The organism is Azohydromonas lata NBRC 102462 (genome assembly GCF_001571085.1).
In the GTDB taxonomy this organism is placed as follows: domain Bacteria; phylum Pseudomonadota; class Gammaproteobacteria; order Burkholderiales; family Burkholderiaceae_C; genus Azohydromonas; species Azohydromonas lata.
The window spans coordinates 13739-32538 of the sequence record NZ_BCTC01000009.1 but is presented as its reverse complement, the minus strand read 5'-3'; the positions used below and the strand labels follow the sequence as shown (position 1 = coordinate 32538).

Genomic DNA, 18800 nt, shown 5'->3' with positions numbered 1-18800 from the left:
GGGGGCGTGATGAAAGTCCTTCACAGCGGCAGGTGTGGGCGAAAGTGGAGCGCAGGCACGCAGAGAAAACGCCGTCATCCCGGCGCAGGCCGGGATCCACGAACGCTGTGATGCCGCCCTGGACGCGTTGCGGTGCGTTAGGCGGCACATCACGTCAGCACCACGGTGCGCGTGGATTCCGGCCTGCGCCGGAATGACGGCGTGGCGTCTTACGGCCTCCAGCCCGACACGCGAAACGCCTTCAAGCCTCTTCCTGCTCCCTTCCCGCCTCCACCGCCTCCCGCAGCCGTTGCTGCACCTGCTCCGACGGCGCCGGCGTGCGCCAGGTGCGCTGCTCCACCAGGCGTGACGACGAACCCTCGGCCGCGCCCAGGGGCGCGATGTCCAGCTCGGCCAGCCGCGCCAGCAGCTCGGCCAGCACCTCCTCGCGGTGCAGCGTCCAGGTGGAGGCAAAGCAGCGCCAGAACACCCAGCCGGCGCGCTCCAGCACGCGCTGGCGGGCGACGTCCTGCTGCCAGCGCTCGGGGCCGTGGAAGGCGTCGCCGTCGCACTCCACGGCCAGGCGGGCGTCGTGCGCGCCCTCCACCACCATGTCGATGCGGTAGGCGCCGGCCCGCACCTGCGGCCGCACGCGGTAGCCGCGCTGCACCAGGGCGTCGAACACCTCGCGCTCGAAGCCGCTTTCGCACAGCGCGCGCAGCGGCCGGCCGTCCTCGTGCCCGTGGCCGCCGCCGGGCAGCGGGTTCTCGAAGTGCGCCAGCAGCGTGCGCCGCAAATCCTTCTCGGACAGCTCGTCCATGCGCACCGAGCGCACCAGCACCATGCGGTCGCGCGCACGGCTGGCGGCCACGTTGAAGCGCTGGTCGGCGCCGTTGCCTGCCAGGGCGCGGCACTGACGGGCATCGACCACCAGCGACAGGAACATCACGTCGCGCTCGCTGCCCTGGAAGGTGCGCGCATCGCCGCAGGCGAACTGCCGGCGCAGCAGCTCCGCGGCATCGAAGCGCGCGCGCACCACGGCGTCTATGTGCCGCGCCTGCTCCAGCCCAAGCAGCGAGACCACGCCCAGCGTGCGGCCGGCCAGGCGCTCGTCGGCCAGCAGGGCGGCGATCTCATCGGCAATGGCCTGCGCCTCGGCGTCGTTGCGGTCGCGGTGGTCGCGGCGGCCCTCCTCCACGAACAGGTCCACCAGCGGCGGGTCGATGCGCTCGGCCGCGCGCGGCACGCGCAGCGGCAGCACGCCGTGGTCGTAGAAGTTGCGATTGGCGTACTCGATGATGGGCGCCACGCAGCGGAAGTGCTCGCGCAGCATCACCTGCTGGCCGGCAAAGACCTGGGCCGCGAGGTCGTAGAGCGACTTCTCCGGCGTCATCGCGGCGGCGAAGGGTTGGTCGGCCAGGAAGCGCTGGCGCAGATCATCGATGCGCGCGCTGCTGATGAAGCCGCCCTCGGGCGAGACCTGCTTGTGGTCGCCCACCACCAGGATCTTCTTGCCCCGCGCAATGGCGGGCAGCGCCCACAGGTCGGACTGGCTGGCCTCGTCCACGATGACCAGGTCGAAGGCGCCGATGTCGGCCGGCATGGATTCCGACACCCGCGCGTGGCTCATGATCCAGCAGGGCACGGCCGGGGCCGCGTCCAGCATGGCGGCCTGCGCGTCGCGCCGGTAGCGCGCGGCGTTTGGGCCCGTGCCCTGGCCGATGCGGTGCAGGGCGTTGGCGTAGCCGGCCAGCGCCGAGAGCACCTTGGGCGAGGCGTTCATGCGCGTGGCCAGCCAGGCCGCGCGGGCCACCACGTCCTCGTAGAGCTTTGATAAGCCCTGCTCCAGCTCGGCGCGGCGGGCCCACAGCCGCGTGAGCTCGCCGCGGCCCTCCAGCGTCTGCAGCGCGGCGCGGGCGCGGGCCCAGGTCCAGGCGGCGCGCCAGTCGGCGGGCAGCACGGCGTCGTGGGCCGCGCCTTCGGCGGGCTCGCTGCGCAGGCGCTGCGCCAGGCGCGCGGCGCCCGCGGCGGCCAGGCGCTGCGCGGCCACGCGCACGCACTCCAGCGCGGGCTGCAGGGCGGCCAGGCGCTGCGTCTCGGCGCGCAAGGCGGCCTCGCGCGCGCAGAAGGCATCGCTTTCCACGTCCGTGCGGCCCAGCCACTGGCCGATCAGCTCCTGCCACTGCGCGCCCAACGGGCCGCCGGCCGTGAGGTTGAGCAGCAGCGCCTGCTGGCGCCGCGGCGCGCCGGCCAGCGCCTCGTGCAGCACGTGGCGCCTGAGGATTTTTTGAAGCCGCTGCAGATGCTCCACCGTCGCCACGGCGCCGCTGCCGGGCGCGGGCAAGGGGTTGGCGGACAGCAGCACGGCAGCGCGCCGGGGCAGCTCGGCGTCCACCTCCAGCGACAGCCGCAAGGCCAGCCCGGCGATGAGCGCCAGCCGCTCCAGCTTGCGCAAGGCGCCCGCGCCCTGGCGCAGCTCCGGCAGGCCCAGCTCCGGCGCCAGGCGCTGCCAGCGCACCAGCAGGCTCTGGAGCTCCATCTGCAGCGCGAGGAAGCGGGCGACGTGCAGCCAGTCCTGCCGCGTGGCGGGCTCGCGGCCGTCCACGCGCATGGCGGCCACGTGGCGGCGCGCGTCGGCTTCGCCGAAAGGCAGCCAATTGAAGGCCTTGCCCGTGCGCGCGGCGCGCTCCACGGCCTCGCGGGTGCGGGCGCAGGCCAGGGCCTCCTGCGGCATGTCCACCGGACGCTGCAGGAAGTCGCCGCGCGCGGCGGCCAGGCGCGGCACCTCGACCAGCAGCGACTGCAGCGCCTGGCGTTCGGCCTCGAAGCCGGGCTCGCCGAGCTGGCGGCGCAGCGCCTGCGCCCAAGCCTGGTCGGCGTGCTCCAGCGCTTGGGCGGGCTCCAGGGCCGCTTCCACGGCGGCCAGCAGCGCGCGCGCCTCGTTGATTTCGCCTTGAAGGGCGGGCAGCGCGCCGCGGGCCAGCTCGCCCTCGATGCGCCGCAGCCGCTGCAGCGCCTGGTGCAGCGGGGCCAGCACGTCCGGCGCGGGCAGCGTGGCGGGCGACGGCGGCGGCTCGGCGAGGCAGCGCAAATCCTCGCCCAGGCGGCGGCGGGCTTCGCGCAGCTCGCGGGCTTCGTCCTCGGTCAGGGGCGCCGGCGGCGCGCCGGCGGGCAGCTCGTCGTCGAACCAGGCGAAGCGGGCCTGGCCGTCACGCACCAGCTCGGCAAGCTGTTGCGCGCGCAGCGGCGTGCCGTCGAGATCCACGCTGGCGAGCTGGGCGCGGGCGATGTCGTCCACGCGGCGGTCCAGGCGCGAGAGCTCGGCGTGGGCCAGGGCGATGGCCTCGTGCGCGGTGGCGATGCGGCGCTGCGCCTGCAGCGGGTCCAGTTGCGAGACGCGGTGCTGTATGGCCTCGATGGCGCCCTGGAACTGGCGCAGCCCCTCGCGGTCGCTGGACAGCAGCGCGACGGTGAGCGGACGCACCTCGGCCGGGATCTTGGCCTGCAGCACCTGCAGCGCCGGTTCGCCGCGCGAGGTCACCAGCACGCGCCGGCCCGTGGCCAGGTAGTGGCAAATGATGTTGGCGATGGTGTGCGTCTTGCCCGTGCCGGGCGGACCCTGCACGGTCACGCCGTCGCTGCGCTCCAGGCGCTGGACAATCGTGACCTGCTCCTGGTTGTAGGGCAGCGGGAAATACAGCTCGCGGGCCGGCCCGTCGCCGTCGGACGTTCCCTCGCCCTCGCCGCGGCTGGACAGGCCGCGAAAGTGCACGGCCTGCACTTGGGCCGGTTCGCCGTCCGGCGGCGTCACCAGCGCGGCCGGGCCGCCGGGCAGCGTTTGCGCCGCCTCCAGGCCCAGGCGCAGGCGGCGCAGGTCGTCGACGAGGAAGTTGTAGGACTGCGGGCGCGCGAACAGCGCCCAAGCGTCGGTCACGACGAGGTGCGCGCCGGCGTTGGGCACGGGGGCGCCGCTGGCCAACACGTCCAGGAAGCGGCCCTGGCTGTCCAGGCTGCCGGCGATGCGGCGCAGCAGCGGCTGCAGCGCCGGCATGTGGAAAGGCGACGGCGGCACCTCTTGGGCGTGTTGGGCGAGCCAGTCGCGCCCGGTCTGCTCCAGCTCGCAGGCACCGGGAACGAGGCAGGCGATGAGGGCATCCAGCTCCAGCCGCGGTGCGGTGGTGCGCGGGCGCACCTCCAGCGCGAGCGTGGCGGCGTCCAGCGACAGCTCCACCGCCTGCGTCAGCAGCGGGTAGCGGAGGGTGAAGTCTTCGCTTTCCCAGCGCAGCCGCCAGGTGGCCACGCCCAGGCCCCAGACCAGCTCGACGGGCTTGCCGGTCTGCTGGGCTTGGAGCTGGTGCATGAGGGCGAAAAGCTCGCCGTAGAGCTGCATGCTGAGCCGCCGCGGCGCCTCCGCCTCGGCCCAGGCGAGCCAGCGGGCGCTGATGTCGTCAAAGGCCGCCTGCACGGCGTCGCGAAAGCGCGCCTGGGCCTGGACGATGCGCCGGCGCAGCGCCTCGTCGGCCGGGAGCGCGGGCATGTCCTGCACGGCCAGGGCGCGGCTGGTGGCGCTGCCCGGCGCGGCGGCCGTGGTGGGTGCCAGACGCTGGGCGAAGCGGGCGATGTCTTCCAGGTGCAGGGCGAGCTGCACCGGGTTCAGCGCGGGCGGCGGCCCGCCGGGGTCGGCCGAAACGCTGATGAGGGCGGCGAAACGCTCGGCGACGGCGGGAGCGGCGACGGGTTCGAGCCGCGGCACGCGCAGCCACAGCGGCTCGCCGCCGTCCGCCTGGTCGAATTCCAGCCCGGGCAGGCCCAGCAGTTGGGCCGGCTCGCGCAGGAAGAAGTTGGCCAGGCGGGAAAGGTTGAAAGCGCGCGGATCGACGTCGCGAGCCTGTTCAGCGATGTATTCGAACAAGCGGCCGAGAAGGTCCCGGGCTGTCGTCATGCGGGGAGGCTCCAAGAAACATTTGGTAACTACAAGAGCGCCGGCCGGCGAACGTCTACGCCCCGGGCTGGAGCCAACCCGGCGCGCCTGCGCCGGCGGCGCTGGGGCGGCATGAGGCCGCCACGGGCCGCCTCGCACGGGGCGAAAGGTAACAGAGGGTGTGGCTCATAGCATGAGCCAGTACGGCCATACCGGTAAGAAAGCGCAGCTCGGCCCGATTCGAAGGCCTGCGGTGCAGACAGGCGCGATGGCCCAGCACATTCGTTGACCTGCATCAGGGTCTTCACCGGCCACGCAATGAGAAGGTCCGCCGATCTTTGATCGACGATACGTTTTGTTTGATCATTACAAATTAGTAACTAAATCAAACAATGAAGCTTTGGCCAAAACGCGGCTGGAGACCGGCAACTGCATGGATTTGTCAGTCAACATGCTGCTTCAGAGCACACATGGTCCCTTGGGTCTGCGCTTCACAAGCACGGAACGGCTGTAGGCGGCAAGTTTTTTTGTTAACAAATCACGCTCTGCTACGGCAGCATTGGCTTAAGTAGTAACACAAGTATCTAATTGGATCTTGTGTAATAAAATTTTTCTTAGCGACATTCAGTCGCCCTACATGACGGGAGTGCCAAGGAATGAGCGACTACTGCATCGAAATTGACGGAGATACTCTCACTCAGGTAGAAACCGCTCGAAAGTCCATCATGGAGCGGTATTGTGAAACTCTGAAAGCGGGCTTGCCCATGGACGAGATGCGCAATTCCGGCACCTATTTCTACCTGGAGAGTATTGAAGAGTATCTGGGTGGCGCATGGGTAAAGGTCACCGGCCATGGCGAAATGCTCATGTTCGGCGGCTACTCCTATCTTGGCCTCAACCGTCATCCTAAAATCAACGAAGCGGCCGTTGAAGCCATTGCACGTTATGGCACCGGTGCACATGGTGCCCGCCTGCTGGCAGGCACCACGGAAATTCATCGCGAGCTGGAAAGCTCGATTGCGCGCTTCAAAAAGACCGAGTCGGCCGCCCTATTCTCCAGCGGTTTCCTGGCCAACCTTTCGGCGATCACTTTCCTGGTGGGCCGTGGCGACATCGTGATCTGCGACAAGCTCGACCATGCCAGCATCCTGGACGGCTGCATGATGTCGGGCGCGCGGATGATCCGCTTCCGCCACAACGACATGGGCCACCTGGAGAGCTGCCTGCGCGAAACGGCAGGTCACAAGGGCCGACGCCTGGTCATCGTCGATGGCGTCTACAGCATGGATGGCGACATCGCCGACCTGCCCGCCATCAGCGGGCTGTGCAAAAAGCATGGCGCCTTGCTGATGGTGGACGAGGCCCACTCCGTCGGCATGCTGGGCGCCACGGGACGGGGTATAGAGGAGCATTTCGGGCTACCCCCTGACACCATCGACGTCAAAATGGGCACGGTGAGCAAATCAATTCCGAGCCTGGGTGGATATATTGCCTCCAGCGCCAGGCTCTGCGATTTGCTTCGCCACACCGGGCGGGGCTTCATTTACTCCGCGACCGTGCCGCCCGCGTCGGCGGCAGCGGCCGTGGCCGGTATCAAGGTGATTGAAGAAGAGCCCTGGCATGTCCAGAATCTTCATCGGAACATGGCCTATTTCGCCAATCGCCTGCGCCAGGAAGGTTTTAATTTCCTGGAGAGCCCGACGGCGATTTTCCCCATCGTATTCGGCGACAACCTGCGCACCAGCACGATGTCCAAGGGTTGCCAGTCGCGAGGGCTGTATGTCCAGGCCATTCCGCACCCCGTGGTGCCGGAAGGCACGGCCCGGCTGCGTGCTGCCGTCAACGCCAACCACACGCTGGAGGATCTTGACTTTGCGATCAAGACCCTGCAGGACAGCCGCGCGGCCATGGAGAGCCTCGGCTGAGAGCCCTCGCGGCGGCCGGCACGGGGCGCGGCCGGCCTGGGCGCAGGCCGGCCCGCAACGGTTCAGTGCCGGTTCTCGGACAGCCCCGTGGCCGAGCTGGACGCTCCCGACACCAGCGGCACGCCGCTGCCCGTGGACGAGGTCGGTGACGACCCCCAGCTCCCCGGCGTCCCGTCGCCCGCATTGAGCTGCGTCGTCTGCGGGCTGGCCATGCTCGCCGCGCTGGAGAGCTCGTCGACGCGACCTGGCTCCAGCGCGCTGCCGCGGCTGGAGCCCAGGGTGGCCGCGCCCTTCTTCTTCAGGTAGGCCGACGCAGCCACCGCGCCGACGACGATGCCGATCAGGAATCCAGGCATGTTGACCTCCACATAAGGAACTGAGCCCTTCACTAGGCAAAGTGCGTTCCCTGCCCCTCGCCCGCCGCCCGCGACGCGCAGCGGCTCACCACCGCCCGCAGCGCGTCCGGCTCCACCGGCTTGGTCAGGTGCGCGTCGAAGCCGGCCTCGGCCGTGCGCAGCCGGTCGCGCTCGGCGCCCCAGCCGGTCAGGGCCACGAGGGCGGCGCCGCAAAGCTCGGCGTCGGCGCGCAGCCGGCGCGCGACCTCGCAGCCGTCCATGCCCGGCAAGCCCAGGTCCAGCAGGACGAGCTGCGGCCGCAACGCCGCCGCCTGGCGCAGCGCCTCGGGGCCATCGGCCGCCCGCGCCACGCGGTGCCCAAGCGCCTCCAGCAGCGACACCAGCATGGCCGAGCCGTCCGGGTTGTCCTCCACCACCAGCACGCGCAGCGCAGCGGCGCGCGGCGGCGGTGCCTCGTGCACCTGGGCCTGCGGCGGCACTCCTGGCCGCGCCACCGCCTGCGCCAGCGGCAGCTCGACGGTAAAAGTGCTGCCCTCGTCCAGCCCGTCGCTGCGCATGCGCACCGCGCCGCCGTGCATCTCGGCCAGGCGCTTCACCAGCGACAGGCCGATGCCCAAGCCGCCCTGGGCACGGCCGGCGCTGTGGTGGAGCTGGGTGAACATCTGGAACAGGCGGCCTTGCTGGTCCGGCGGCACGCCCACGCCGTTGTCCGCCACCTCCACCACGGCCCGGCCGCCCGCCGCCCAGCCGGCCAGGCGGATGTCGCCACCGTCCGGCGTGTACTTGGCGGCGTTGCTCAGCAAGTTGCCCACCATCTGCACCACGCGGGCGGGGTCGGCGTCCAGCAGCACGTCCTCGCCGGGGAGCTCCAGGGCCAGGCGGTGGCGCGCGGCGTCCAGCGCGGGGCGGGCCGTCTCCACGGCCTCCAGCAGCAGGGGGCGAAGCGGGACGCTGCGGCACTGCAGCGTGATCAGGCCGCGGCTGATGCGCGAGACGTCCAGCAGGTCGTCTATGAGCCGCGCCATGTGCGTGGTCTGCCGCTCGATGACGCCGTGCGCCTGCGCCTGCCGCCCCGGGTCGGCCGACAGGCGCAGCATCGCGATGGCGTACTTGATGGGCGCCAGCGGGTTGCGCAGCTCGTGCGCCAGCGTGGCGAGGAACTCGTCCTTGTGCCTGTCCTGCTCGCGCAGCTTGGCGTCGGCGCGCACGCGCTCGATGTGCGCCCAACTGCGCTCCACGACCTCGCCCACCATGGAGATTTCCTGCGGCGTCCAGCGGCGCGGCACGTCCTGGTGAACGGCCATCATGGCCACCAGCCGGCCTTGCTTGACCAGCCCGGCGCAGATGACGGCCTTGATGCCTATGGCGTTGAACATGCGTCCGCCGCCAGCGTCGCCCAGCTCGCGGTCCACGTCGTTGACCACCAGGTGGCGGCCATTGCGCAGGTTGGACGTGGCCTGCGGGCCGAACAGGTCCAGCGAATACACGCCCGCGCTGCTGGGCACGCCCGCGCGCGACCAGTCGCTGCGGATGGTGAAGCGGTCGTTGTCGGCCTCCACGTCGGCATAGGCGCAGCGCATGGCGCCCAAGTGCTCGCCCAACAGGCGGGCGGTGACGGCCATGGTTTCCGTGGCGTCGGTCAGGCCGCGGGTGGCCTGGCCTATGCAGTCGAGAAAGCGCAGCCGCTCCTCGCTGGCGCGCAGCGCGGCCTGCGCGCGGCGCTCGGCCGTGACGTCCACGCAAGTGCCCACCCACTCACGCACGGCGCCGCCGCAGAACACCGGCGCGCCCTGGGACATGACTTCGCGGTACTGGCCATCGTGACGGCGCAGCCGGTAGTGAAGGACGAATACGCCGCCCGCCTCCACGGCCGCGTGCCAGCGGCGCAGCACGCCTTCGCGGTCCTCGGGGTGCACGGCCTGGCTCCAGCTCCAGCCGCGGTACTCGTCCAGGTGCTGGCCGGTGAAGGCTTGCCAGGAGGGGTTTTCGACGTCTATGCGCCCGTCGCTGGTGGTGTGCCACACGATGGCGGTCGTGGGCGGCAAGGCCGCGGCGGGCGCAGCGGCCCGCGCGGGCGGAAATTCATCGTCTGGTGCAAAGGAAGGGGCCGGCATGACCCGGGCAAGGCAGCAAGCGGCCGGCCCGGCCCGCACCTTGTGCGTGGGCGCACGACCAGGGCGCGCCACGGCTCAGGCCGCCTTCGCCAGCCCCGCCAGCACGCCGGGCTCGAAGTGGCGGTCCACGTAGTCCGCCAAGCCGTCGAACACCGTGTCCAGCGCCGGCACCTGCACGCCAAAGAGCGCGCGCAGCACGTCGGCCGACTCGAACAGCCCGTGCGCGTACACGCCCAGCACGTGGCCGCGCTGCCAGCCTATGGCCTGGCCGTCCGCATTGCGCAGCGCCACGGCGCATTCGCCCACGGCCTGCGTGCGGCCTTGGCGGATTTCATAGCCGTCAAACGCGACGTCCGAAAGCCCCGCCCAGGGCTCGGCCAAGCCGTCAAAGCGCACGCGGCCCGGGCGCAGCAGCTTGTCGCGGTCGAACGTGGTCTCGACGGGCAGCAGATCCAGCCCCTGTGCGGCGCCATCCACGCCGTGGGGGTCGTGCAGCGCGCGGCCCAGCATCTGCAGCCCGCCGCACACGCCCAGCAGCGGGCGGCCTTGCGCGGCGTGACGGCGGATGGGCGCCTCCAGCCCCTGGGCGCGCAGCCAGGCCAGGTCGCCGCTGGTGTGCTTGGAGCCGGGCAGGACGATCCAGTCCGCGCCGCTCAGCTCGGCCGGCGTGCGCGCCCAGGACAGGCGCACCCCGGGCAGGCGGCGCAGCGGCTGGAACTCGTCCAGGTTGGACATGCGCGGGTAGGCCACCACGGCGATGCGCACGCCCTCGCCGCGCGGGGCGGTGTCGTAGAGGCCGTCCTCCTCCGGCAGGCCGTGCTCGCGCCACATGGGCAGCACGGCCACGGTGGGCACGCCGGTGAGGGCGTGCAACTGCTGCGGCCCCGGCGCCAGCAGCGAGGCGTCGCCGCGGAAGCGGTTCAGGACGAAGCCGCGAAGGAGCGCGCGCTCTTCAGGCGGCAGCAGCGCGTGCGTGCCGTAGAGGTGGGCAAAGGCGCCGCCGCGGTCGATGTCCGTCACCAGCAGGCAGGCCGCGCGGGCCTCCAGCGCGGTGCGCATGTTCACGTAGTCGCTGCTGTGCAGGTTGATCTCGGCGGGCGAGCCCGCCCCTTCGATCACCACCACGTCATGCGTGGCCAGCAGCTCGTGCAGCGCCGCACGCGCGTGCGGCCAGAGTTGATGGCTGCGCTCGCACCAGGGCACGGCCATGAGGTCCGCGCGCACCTGGCCCAGGACGACCACCTGGCTGGCCGTGTCGCGCTCGGGCTTCAGCAGCACGGGGTTCATGCGCACGTCCGGCACGGCGCGCGCGGCCAGGGCCTGGAAGTACTGCGCGCTGCCGATTTCTCCCGCGCAGCCCAGCAGGCCCGGCACCACGCGGGCGTTGTTGCTCATGTTCTGCGCCTTGAAGGGCGCGACCTTCAGCCCCTGGCGTGCGTACCAGCGGCACAGCGCGGTGGCGAGCCAGCTCTTGCCCGCCCCGCTGGTGGTGCCCAGCACCATCACGGCTTGTCCCAACCCCGTTCTCCTTGGATGTCACAGAGGGATTGGACACGACGGCGCAGGCGCCGCCGCGTGCCACGGGGACGCGTCACAAGCCACCCGCCGCTTGGACGGCAGATGCAGGCCAACGGCGGAAAGTTGGCAATTGATTTTCCAGGCCGGCCGCGTGGCAGGGCAGCCGCTCAACTGGTTGCAAGGGTGCTGCCCCAGCAACCTGGGTACCTGGGTAACTGGGCATAAATCACGGCAATGGCATCTTCCTGACAACAACATTGGCTCAAAAATAGAAACATAAATTCACAATTGTTTTCTAACGTAAAAATCAGGGAAGTTGCGGTGCGGAATACGTTTTGGACAGCCTTGGCCTGTGTGGCGCTATCGGGTCTCGCGTCATGTGGCGGTGGCGGTGGCGGTTCATCCACGCAAGCTGCGGTGACGCTGTCGCCGTCGCTTCTGTCGTCCAATTTTCAGACGGGCACGTCAGCTACGCTCACGGTGCGAGCCACGGCCACCGATTCTTCCGTCTTCGATACGGCAGTGTTTGCCTACGTGGTCGACAGCCAGCACGTGCTGACGAGCAGCGTCGAATTGGCCCAACTCGACAGCAAGACCTACTCCACCACGCTGCACTCTTCAGCCTCCATCCGGAGCGGTCACCACACTGGGACGTTGCAGGTCAAGCTGTGCAAGGACGCCAACTGCACATCGCAGTACCCCGGTTCGCCGCTGTCGTTGCCCTATGACTTCACCGTCACCGCCGCGCCATTGAGCGTCGGCGCCACCGCTTCCACCGCCGCCACCGTGCACCGGGGCGCGACGGTGTCGCAAGCCGTGCCGGTGAGCGTGAGCGGCCCGGAACTCCCGTGGACGGCCACCGCCAATGCTTCCTGGCTGAGAGTCAGCGGTGGCAGCGGCACCAAGCCCGGCTCGTTCACGGTGGGTTATGACGCCACCGGCCTTGCAGAAGCCGAGTACGCCAGCACCGTGACGGTGCGCTCCAGCGACGGCCAAACTGCCGAAGTCCCCTTCTCGCTCACCGTGCTGCCCACGCAGTTCACGATGACTGGAGGCGTACCGACTTTCACCGCCATCAACGGGGCACCGATTCCGGCACAAGAGCTGGCTTTCGAACTCGACAGCAAAGTGGCGTCCCCGTGGACGGCCACGACTTCCGCGGCCTGGCTGGTGGCGTCGCCCTTGAGCGGCACCACGCCGGGCTTGATCACGCTGCAACCCGATCCCAGCCGAGGCCCGCTGGCCAGTGGCACACATGCGGCCAACATCGTGCTGTCGTCGCCCGGCGTCATCAACAAGACGGTGACCACCGGACTCTCGCTCGCGCGTGCCTCGCTATCGTCCGCGGCGGATGCCGTCACGCTGGGGGGCCCCAAAGGCCGTGACCTCACGTCTGCAGCGGCGCTCAATGTGTCCTTGAACACCGGCGCCAAAGCATGGCCGTTCAGCTTGTCGCCCCTGCCGGCGTGGCTTTCTTCGACCACGAAGGCGGGCTCCGTCGCAGCCGCAGGCACGAGCCTGTCGTTCGCACCGAACGCCGCCGGCGCGACGCCCGGGTCGGTGACGTCCACCGTGACGATGACCGCCACCGTCAACGGCGACACAGTCACACGGCCCGTCACGGTGAACCTGAATGCCGACCAGCGCCGCCTCCTGGTGTCGGAGTGGGGCGTTGCGTTCGCCAGCACGCCAACCGGCTCGGTCCTCACGCGCACCGTCATGATCACCGACAACTTCAAGGGCAACGCCGTCGGCAACTGGTCCTGGTCTTCCGACAGTGTCTGGCTGACCGCGTCCAGCAGCGGCGGCACCAATCTGCCTACGCAACTGACGCTGATCGCCGACCCTTCCTCCTTGGCTACCGGCTCCGTGAGCTATGCCAACGTCACGGTGAGCGCGCCGGGTGTGGAGGCGGCGGTCATCCGCGTGGCGCTGTACAAGGACGCAACGGGCCTGACCAGCATGGTCAAGCTGCCGCAGGACTACGCCGAACTGATCGCCGACAAGATCCGCCCGCATGTCTATGCACACCGCGGGGGCACGTCCATCGACGTCTACAACGCCTATACGGCACAGAAGATCGCCACGTTGAGCGGTGTCGGCGCCGCCCTGGGCAAGATGGCCGTCTCGCCGGATGGCAGCAAGCTCTTCGTGCTGGACACTGCCGTCCGGTCGCTGAAGGTGGTTGACTTGTCCACGAAGGACATCACGTCGTGGCCTCTGGTCAACGGTGTTTCGACGAGCACGACCCTGCTGGCCATCCGGCCCAACGGCGTGGAGGTCGTGCTCGTCGGTGACGGCACTGCATATGCCGCAGGCCGCAGTCTGGGCGTGACGGATATCGTCGAATCGCTTGCAGCATCCTCTGATGGACGCAAGGTCTATACGCAGAACCGCGGGATCAGCCCGGCCAGCATCGCGGCCTACGATGTCGACTACTCGGCGATGGCGGGCGGCGTGCTGATAGTGGCCAAGACGGCGGACGGTTGGTTTGTCAACGGATCGTCCAACGGACGAGATATCGCCGTCAGCGGCGACGCGAGCCGTCTGTACGTGGCCAGCGGGGCACCCTATGCCTGCACGTCGGTGGACCCGACGAGTCTTGCCTTTGTGGGTAGCCTGCCGGGCGGCGACGCCTACCCTAACAACGTGGAGGTCACGCGCGACGGGCGGGTCATTTGCGGCATTTCCGGGTGGTATTCGAGTGGCGACTTCTGGGTTCACTCGCCCGCCGGGGCGCTCCTGGGACGCTACAAGATTGCCGGTTATGCACGTGAAATGAAGGAATCGCAAATGGTCGTGACGCCCGACGGCCTGGTCGTCGTCGCGCTGACCGATGATCCCGTGATGGCCTTTGTCCCCATTGGACCGTGAAGGGATATCGCACATCGCCTGGGCGGGCAGACGGCGCGCCGCCCGATGCCGCCACGGCATGAGCCGCTGAAGCGCAAGAACGGCTGGCATCTGGTCGAGGCCGCTGGGGACGCTTTGCCGGACGGGATGCAGGACTTCTTGGCACGCACGCGCTGGGATGCCCACACGCTGCGCGACGTGTTGCGCAGCTACGTGATCGAGCACTTGGCTGACCCCGACGGCGTGCTGGTCCTCGACGAGGCGGGCTTTCTAAAGAAGGGCGACAAGAGCGCAGGTGTGCAGCGCCAGTATTTGGGCACCGCGGGCCGCATTGAGAACGGCCAGGTCGGCGTGTTGTTGAGCTACGCAGGAGCCAGGGGCTACGCCTTCATCGACCGAGCGCTGTACCTGCCAGCAGACTGGGTCGCTGACGAAGCTCGATGCGCCCAGGCGCACATCCCGGCGTCCATAGGCTTTGCAACCAAGCCTGAACTGGCGCGGCAGATGCTCAGGCGCGCCTTCGACGCTGGAGTGCCGTATGCGTGGGTCGCCGGCGACAGCGTCTATGGCAGTGACTCTGGGCCGCGAGCAGTGGTAGCCAAGCATGGGCGGGGCTACGTGCTGGGCGTCACCAGTAGTCAGCAGTTCTACTGGCCGCATCACCGCACGGAGGCCGAGATCACCAAATGACCTCCCGCAGCGGACGTGGCAGCGCCCATCCGCGCGCGCAGTACGGGGGGAAATCAGCGCCCGTACTCTGGCGCAACTCTTGCCGTTCACCGAGCCGGAGGTGCGCCGGCTTCTCATCGCGTTTGTGTTCACGTCGCACCCGGTGGGCGAAGCGATCCTGGCTTGGTCTCATTGGCGACGACGCCATCAGCAATGCGCCAAGCAATGCCACTGGACGCACCGCCTTCGTAAAGGCAAAGCCCGGCTGTAGTGCTAGCCACGTGGTGTCGCCGGCGCCAGGCGCGGGTGGAGTGCCAGTGCCAGCGGCACGATCGCCAGCGCCGTCAGTGCCGTCGTCACGGTTGCCGTTTGGATGCCCATGTAGTCCCCCCAAAAGCCATAGACGATGGGCGACAGCGCGCCTGAAGCGATGGTGCCCGTGTAGAACACGGCGAAAGCGCGCTCGATGCCGTCCGGCCGAGCGAGGTCCGGCACCGTGCCGTAGAGCACCGACGATGTGCCGTTGAGCATCAGGCCCAGGAGCGGGAGCAGCACGAGTGCCGGCCCCAGCGGGCACAGCAGCACGGCCACGATGCATGCCGCCGTGCCGCCTTCGGTCACCAGCACCGTGCCCGTCACGCCGAGGCGCTCGCCCAGCCACCCGCAGACGAACTTTCCGGCAGCGCCGCCGATGAACACCATCGCCAGGGCCGTGCCCAGCATGGGCGGCGAGATCCCCTTGGCCTGCAGCAGAAAGGGCAAAAAAGTCAGCATGCCCATGCGCACCGCGGTGTCGAGCACGCCTATGGCCAGCAGCAGTTGGAAGCCGCGGCTCGATGCGTCCGGCACTTCCCTTTTCTGACGCTGCACTTTCGGCGTGTCGTGCGGCAGAGACGGGAGGAAAAGTGCAATGCTTGCCGCGACCAGGACACCCAGTGCGGTGACCACCCACAGCGCATGGCGCCACGGCATCCCGGCCACGAGAAACGACAGGGCTGCCGGCAATGCGGCCTTGCCCAGGTCGCCAGCGAAGTTGTAGATGCCCAGCGGTCCCCGGGCGCGTGGGCCGTAGGCGTGCGACACGGCCGAAGAAGCCAGTGGATGCTGGGTACTGGACCCGCAACCGGCCACCGCCAGCGCCACGCACAGGCCGAGCAGGCCTCCCGATAGGCTGGCCGCCGCATAGCCCAGTGCCGCCAGCAGCGTGCCCAGCGCCAGCACCGTTCGACGCCCGATCCGCTGCGACAACCGGCCGGCCGAGAGCTGCAGGCAGGCCATGGTGCCGCCGTAGACCGCGCGCAGCATGGCCAGCGCGCCGTAAGTCAGGCTGAATTCCGTCTGCCACACCGGCAGCAGCACGTAGATCAGGTCGGTGTAGCCGTCGTGCAGGGCATGCGCCGTGCAAGACAGCCACAGCACCCGGTTCGCCTTCGGCGTGGCGTGCTGGCGCCCAGTCGAATCGGGAGCGAGGGAGGGCGTCGTCATGCGCTGGATCGTAAGCATTCGCAAGCCACGCCACCACAGACGTAATATTGCGTCTATGGGGAGAAAAAGTCCCACCAACACCGAAGAGGCCGAAGCCGGCGTGGAGCGCTCGCGGCTGCCGCCGCTCAATGCGCTGCGCAGCTTTGAAGCGGTGGCCCAGCACGGCAGCTTCACGGCCGCGGCGGCCCAACTCAACGTCACCCATTGGGCGGTCGGCAAGCAGATCCGCCTTTTGGAAGATTGGTTCGGCAAGCCGCTGTTCGAGCGCCGCGCGCGCGGCGTGCGCCTGACCGACGAAGGCGCGGCCCTGCTGGGTGACGTCAGCGATGCCTTCGACCGGCTGGCCACGGGCACCGCCCGGCTGCGCGACCGGGGGTCAGCTCGGCGCCCCTCGGGCACCGTTCGAGTCAGCGCCCTGGTCAGCTTCGCGGTGAGCTGGCTGCTGCCACGGTTGCCCGATTTTTGCGGGCAGTTCCCCGAGATCGACGTGCAGGTGTCCACCACGTCGCGCAGATTGCGCTACGTAGGCGGCACCTTCGACATCGGCGTGCGATCCGGGCATGAACAGAGCGTCGGCCTGGAGTCGCGTGTACTGATGGCAGACGTGCGCCTGCCCGCGTGCAGCCCGGCCCTGCTGACGCAGCACCCGATCCGCGACGTCGCCGATCTTCGCCACCACACGCTGCTGCACTCCGCCAGCACCAAGGGCGCCTGGATGCGATGGCTGCGCGAGGCGGGCGCTTCCGGGCTGCGGCCGCTGCGGCAGATGGAGTTCGAGCACGTCTTCCTGCAGCAGGCCGCCGCGGTGGAAGGCCTGGGCGTGGCGCTGGCCTCACTGCCGCTGATACGGCGCGATCTTGCCGCCGGGCGTCTTGTGTGTCCGCTGCCGGCACAGACCTGGCGCGCACCGGACTACGTGATGGTGCTTGCCACCGAGCGCGAGAGCGACGCGGCCGTGTCGGCCTTCAGAGATTGGCTGGTGCAAGCCGCGGCGCAAGAGCCGGGCATGCCCCCGACAGCATGACGCCAGGGAGATTGGCCAAGTGCCCTGAGACGCCGCGAGCCTTGTCGCCAGGCGTTTGGGAAACCGACGCTCAGTGCCCGCGCCCTCGGTGCCGCCACACCCACACCAGCAGCGCCAGGCCCACGAGCGCGCCCATGAGCGCCATCTGGTAGCGCTGCAGCTCGCCCAGCAGCGCCTGCGCGGCAGCGCCAAAGCTCCAGCCGATGCCGCCCACCACCGCGGCCCAAATCACGGCGCCCACGCCGTTGTAGACGATGAAGCGCCAGGCCGGCAGCGGCGAGGCGCCTATGAACAGCGGCCCGGCGATGCGCAGCCCGTAAGCGAAGCGCAGGCCGATGATCAGGGGCGCATGCCAGCGCTCCAGCAACGCTTGCACGCGCTCAGCCTTGGCATGGAGCTTGGGATAGCGCGCCAGCAGTTGCGGCCCGCGCCAGCGGCCCAGCCAGAAGTAAATCTGGTCGCCCACCATGGCCATGACGGTGGCGAGGCCGAACACAGCCCAGGGGTTCAAGTGGCCCTCATGCGCAGCGAAGCCCGCCAGCACCAGCAGGGTCTCGCCTTCGAGCAGGCAGCCCAGCGCCAGCATCCAGTAGCCGTGGGTTTCGATGAGCGCGCTCAGGTCCATGCACCACCTCCTTGCACCGCGGGCCGCTTCAGCAATTCGCGAGCCGGGCGCCCGCGCGCGCAGGGCCATCGCAGGGCTGGCGCCGGCCCCCCCTGCATCACCGCCGCCCCGAGCTGCGCCTACAGCCGCTCGAAGATGCCCGCCGCCCCCTGCCCCGTGCCCACGCACATGGTCAGCATCCCGTAGCGCCCGCCACGGCGGCGCAGGCCGTGGATGAGCGTGGCCGCGCGTATGGCGCCCGTGGCGCCCAGCGGGTGGCCCAAGGCAATGGCGCCCCCGTAAGGGTTGAGCTTGCCGCGGTCCAGCCCCACGCTGTCGATCACGGCCAGCGCCTGCGCCGCGAAGGCCTCGTTCAGCTCGATCCAGTCCAGGTCGTTCTGGGAGATGCCCGCGCGCTTGAGCGCGGCCGGAATGGCCTCGATCGGCCCAATGCCCATGATCTCCGGCGGCACGCCCTTCACCGCGAAGCTCACGAAGCGCGCCAGGGGCTGCAGGTTGAAGCGCTTGACCGCAGCCTCGCTGGCCAGGATGAGCGCGCCCGCGCCGTCGCTGGTCTGCGAGCTGTTGCCCGCGGTCACCGAGCCCTTGGCGGCGAACACCGGCTTGAGCTTGGCCAGCCCCTCCAGCGTGGTGTCGAGGCGCGGGCCCTCGTCGGTGTCCACCAGGCGGCTGGTCTTCACCACGTCGCCGGTGTCCAGGTTGGGCCGGCGCTCTATCACTTCCACCGGCGTGATGGCGTCGCGCGCCTCGCCGCCGGCAATCGCCGCCACGGCCTTCTGGTGCGACGCGAGGGCGAACTCGTCCTGCCGCTCGCGGCTCACCTTCCACTGCGCCGCCACCTTCTCGGCCGTCAGGCCCATGCCGTAGGCGATGCCCACGTTCTCGTCGCGCGTGAACATCTCGGGGTTGAAGGACGGCTTGTTGCCGCCCATGGGCACCAGGCTCATGGACTCCACGCCGCCGGCGATCACCACGTCCGCCTCGCCCACGCGTATGCGGTCGGCCGCCATCTGGATCGCCGTGAGGCCGGAGGCGCAGAAGCGGTTGACCGTCGCCCCGCCCACCGACGAGGGCAGGCCGGCCAGCAGCACCGCCATGCGCGCCACGTTCATGCCCTGCTCGGCCTCGGGGAAGGAGCAGCCGACGATGGCGTCCTCGATGGCCGCCGGGTCCAGCGACGGCACCTGCGCCATCGCGCCGCGCAGCGCGGCGATGAGTAAGTCGTCGGGCCGCGTGTTGCGGAAGCAACCCCGGCCGGACTTGCCTATGGGCGTGCGCGTCGCCGCGACGATGTAGGCCTCCTGAACTTGCACCGTACTCATGTCGTGTGT

Annotated in this window: 10 protein-coding genes and 1 pseudogene; 4 read left to right on the top strand and 7 right to left on the bottom strand. The window is 69.6% G+C overall.

Annotated elements, in window-relative coordinates; all coding sequences use genetic code 11:
* Positions 1 to 241: 241 nt before the first annotated feature.
* Positions 242 to 4921 (bottom strand): PDDEXK-like endonuclease domain-containing protein, encoded by a 4680-nt coding sequence (locus ALA01S_RS05340; RefSeq protein ID WP_066333088.1) that lies wholly within the window; start codon positions 4919 to 4921, stop codon positions 242 to 244.
* A 635-nt stretch (positions 4922 to 5556) separates the two neighbouring features.
* Between ALA01S_RS05340 and ALA01S_RS05335 the strand changes: the two genes are divergently transcribed.
* Positions 5557 to 6825 carry an aminotransferase class I/II-fold pyridoxal phosphate-dependent enzyme gene (locus ALA01S_RS05335; RefSeq protein WP_066333085.1) on the top strand — a complete coding sequence of 423 codons (1269 nt, stop codon included), beginning with the start codon at positions 5557 to 5559 and terminating at the stop codon, positions 6823 to 6825.
* Positions 6826 to 6887: 62 nt separating this feature from the next.
* On the opposite strand, the gene ALA01S_RS05330 is transcribed toward ALA01S_RS05335, so the two are convergent.
* The 3 genes from ALA01S_RS05330 to ALA01S_RS05320 all read right to left on the bottom strand — a co-directional run bounded on the left by ALA01S_RS05330 (position 6888) and on the right by ALA01S_RS05320 (position 10798).
* A complete protein-coding gene (locus ALA01S_RS05330) occupies positions 6888 to 7181 on the bottom strand; it encodes a hypothetical protein (RefSeq protein WP_066333082.1) in 294 nt (97 codons plus the stop codon).
* Between the two features lie 32 nt (positions 7182 to 7213).
* A complete protein-coding gene (locus tag ALA01S_RS05325) occupies positions 7214 to 9226 on the bottom strand; it encodes a hybrid sensor histidine kinase/response regulator (protein WP_169805855.1) in 2013 nt (670 codons plus the stop codon).
* A 144-nt stretch (positions 9227 to 9370) separates the two neighbouring features.
* Positions 9371 to 10798 (bottom strand): cobyric acid synthase, encoded by a 1428-nt coding sequence (locus ALA01S_RS05320; RefSeq protein WP_066333069.1) that lies wholly within the window; start codon positions 10796 to 10798, stop codon positions 9371 to 9373.
* Positions 10799 to 11230: 432 nt separating this feature from the next.
* On the opposite strand from ALA01S_RS05320, the gene ALA01S_RS05315 reads away from it, so the two are divergent.
* Both ALA01S_RS05315 and ALA01S_RS05310 read left to right on the top strand, forming a co-directional pair.
* Entirely contained in the window at positions 11231 to 13687 is a 2457-nt protein-coding gene (locus ALA01S_RS05315) for a BACON domain-containing protein (protein WP_157118777.1), read from the top strand.
* 63 nt (positions 13688 to 13750) lie between these two features.
* Positions 13751 to 14311: pseudogene (locus tag ALA01S_RS05310) on the top strand (IS701 family transposase); the annotation flags it as partial.
* A 297-nt stretch (positions 14312 to 14608) separates the two neighbouring features.
* Here ALA01S_RS05310 and ALA01S_RS05305 read toward each other — a convergent pair.
* Positions 14609 to 15820, bottom strand: coding sequence for an MFS transporter (locus ALA01S_RS05305; protein ID WP_066333062.1), 1212 nt, complete (start codon positions 15818 to 15820; stop codon positions 14609 to 14611).
* Between the two features lie 55 nt (positions 15821 to 15875).
* Between ALA01S_RS05305 and gcvA the strand changes: the two genes are divergently transcribed.
* Positions 15876 to 16844: a transcriptional regulator GcvA gene (gene gcvA, locus ALA01S_RS05300; RefSeq protein ID WP_066333061.1), complete on the top strand. Its 969-nt coding sequence runs from the start codon at positions 15876 to 15878 to the stop codon at positions 16842 to 16844.
* A gap of 70 nt (positions 16845 to 16914) precedes the next feature.
* On the opposite strand, the gene ALA01S_RS05295 is transcribed toward gcvA, so the two are convergent.
* Together ALA01S_RS05295 and ALA01S_RS05290 are read right to left on the bottom strand one after the other, a co-directional pair.
* Entirely contained in the window at positions 16915 to 17469 is a 555-nt protein-coding gene (locus ALA01S_RS05295) for a DedA family protein (RefSeq protein ID WP_066333051.1), read from the bottom strand.
* A 119-nt stretch (positions 17470 to 17588) separates the two neighbouring features.
* On the bottom strand, positions 17589 to 18791 hold the full coding sequence (locus tag ALA01S_RS05290) for an acetyl-CoA C-acyltransferase (protein WP_066333048.1): 1203 nt from the start codon (positions 18789 to 18791) through the stop codon (positions 17589 to 17591).
* Between the last annotated feature and the right edge of the window lie 9 nt (positions 18792 to 18800).

Coding starts and splice junctions, on each gene's coding strand:
- ALA01S_RS05295 (WP_066333051.1), bottom strand. CDS start 17,469: ATGGACCTGAGCGCGCTCATCGAAACCCACGGCTACTGGATGCTGGCG.
- ALA01S_RS05320 (WP_066333069.1), bottom strand. CDS start 10,798: ATGGTGCTGGGCACCACCAGCGGGGCGGGCAAGAGCTGGCTCGCCACC.
- ALA01S_RS05290 (WP_066333048.1), bottom strand. CDS start 18,791: ATGAGTACGGTGCAAGTTCAGGAGGCCTACATCGTCGCGGCGACGCGC.
- ALA01S_RS05335 (WP_066333085.1), top strand. CDS start 5,557: ATGAGCGACTACTGCATCGAAATTGACGGAGATACTCTCACTCAGGTA.
- gcvA (WP_066333061.1), top strand. CDS start 15,876: ATGGGGAGAAAAAGTCCCACCAACACCGAAGAGGCCGAAGCCGGCGTG.
- ALA01S_RS05305 (WP_066333062.1), bottom strand. CDS start 15,820: ATGACGACGCCCTCCCTCGCTCCCGATTCGACTGGGCGCCAGCACGCC.
- ALA01S_RS05340 (WP_066333088.1), bottom strand. CDS start 4,921: ATGACGACAGCCCGGGACCTTCTCGGCCGCTTGTTCGAATACATCGCT.
- ALA01S_RS05330 (WP_066333082.1), bottom strand. CDS start 7,181: ATGCCTGGATTCCTGATCGGCATCGTCGTCGGCGCGGTGGCTGCGTCG.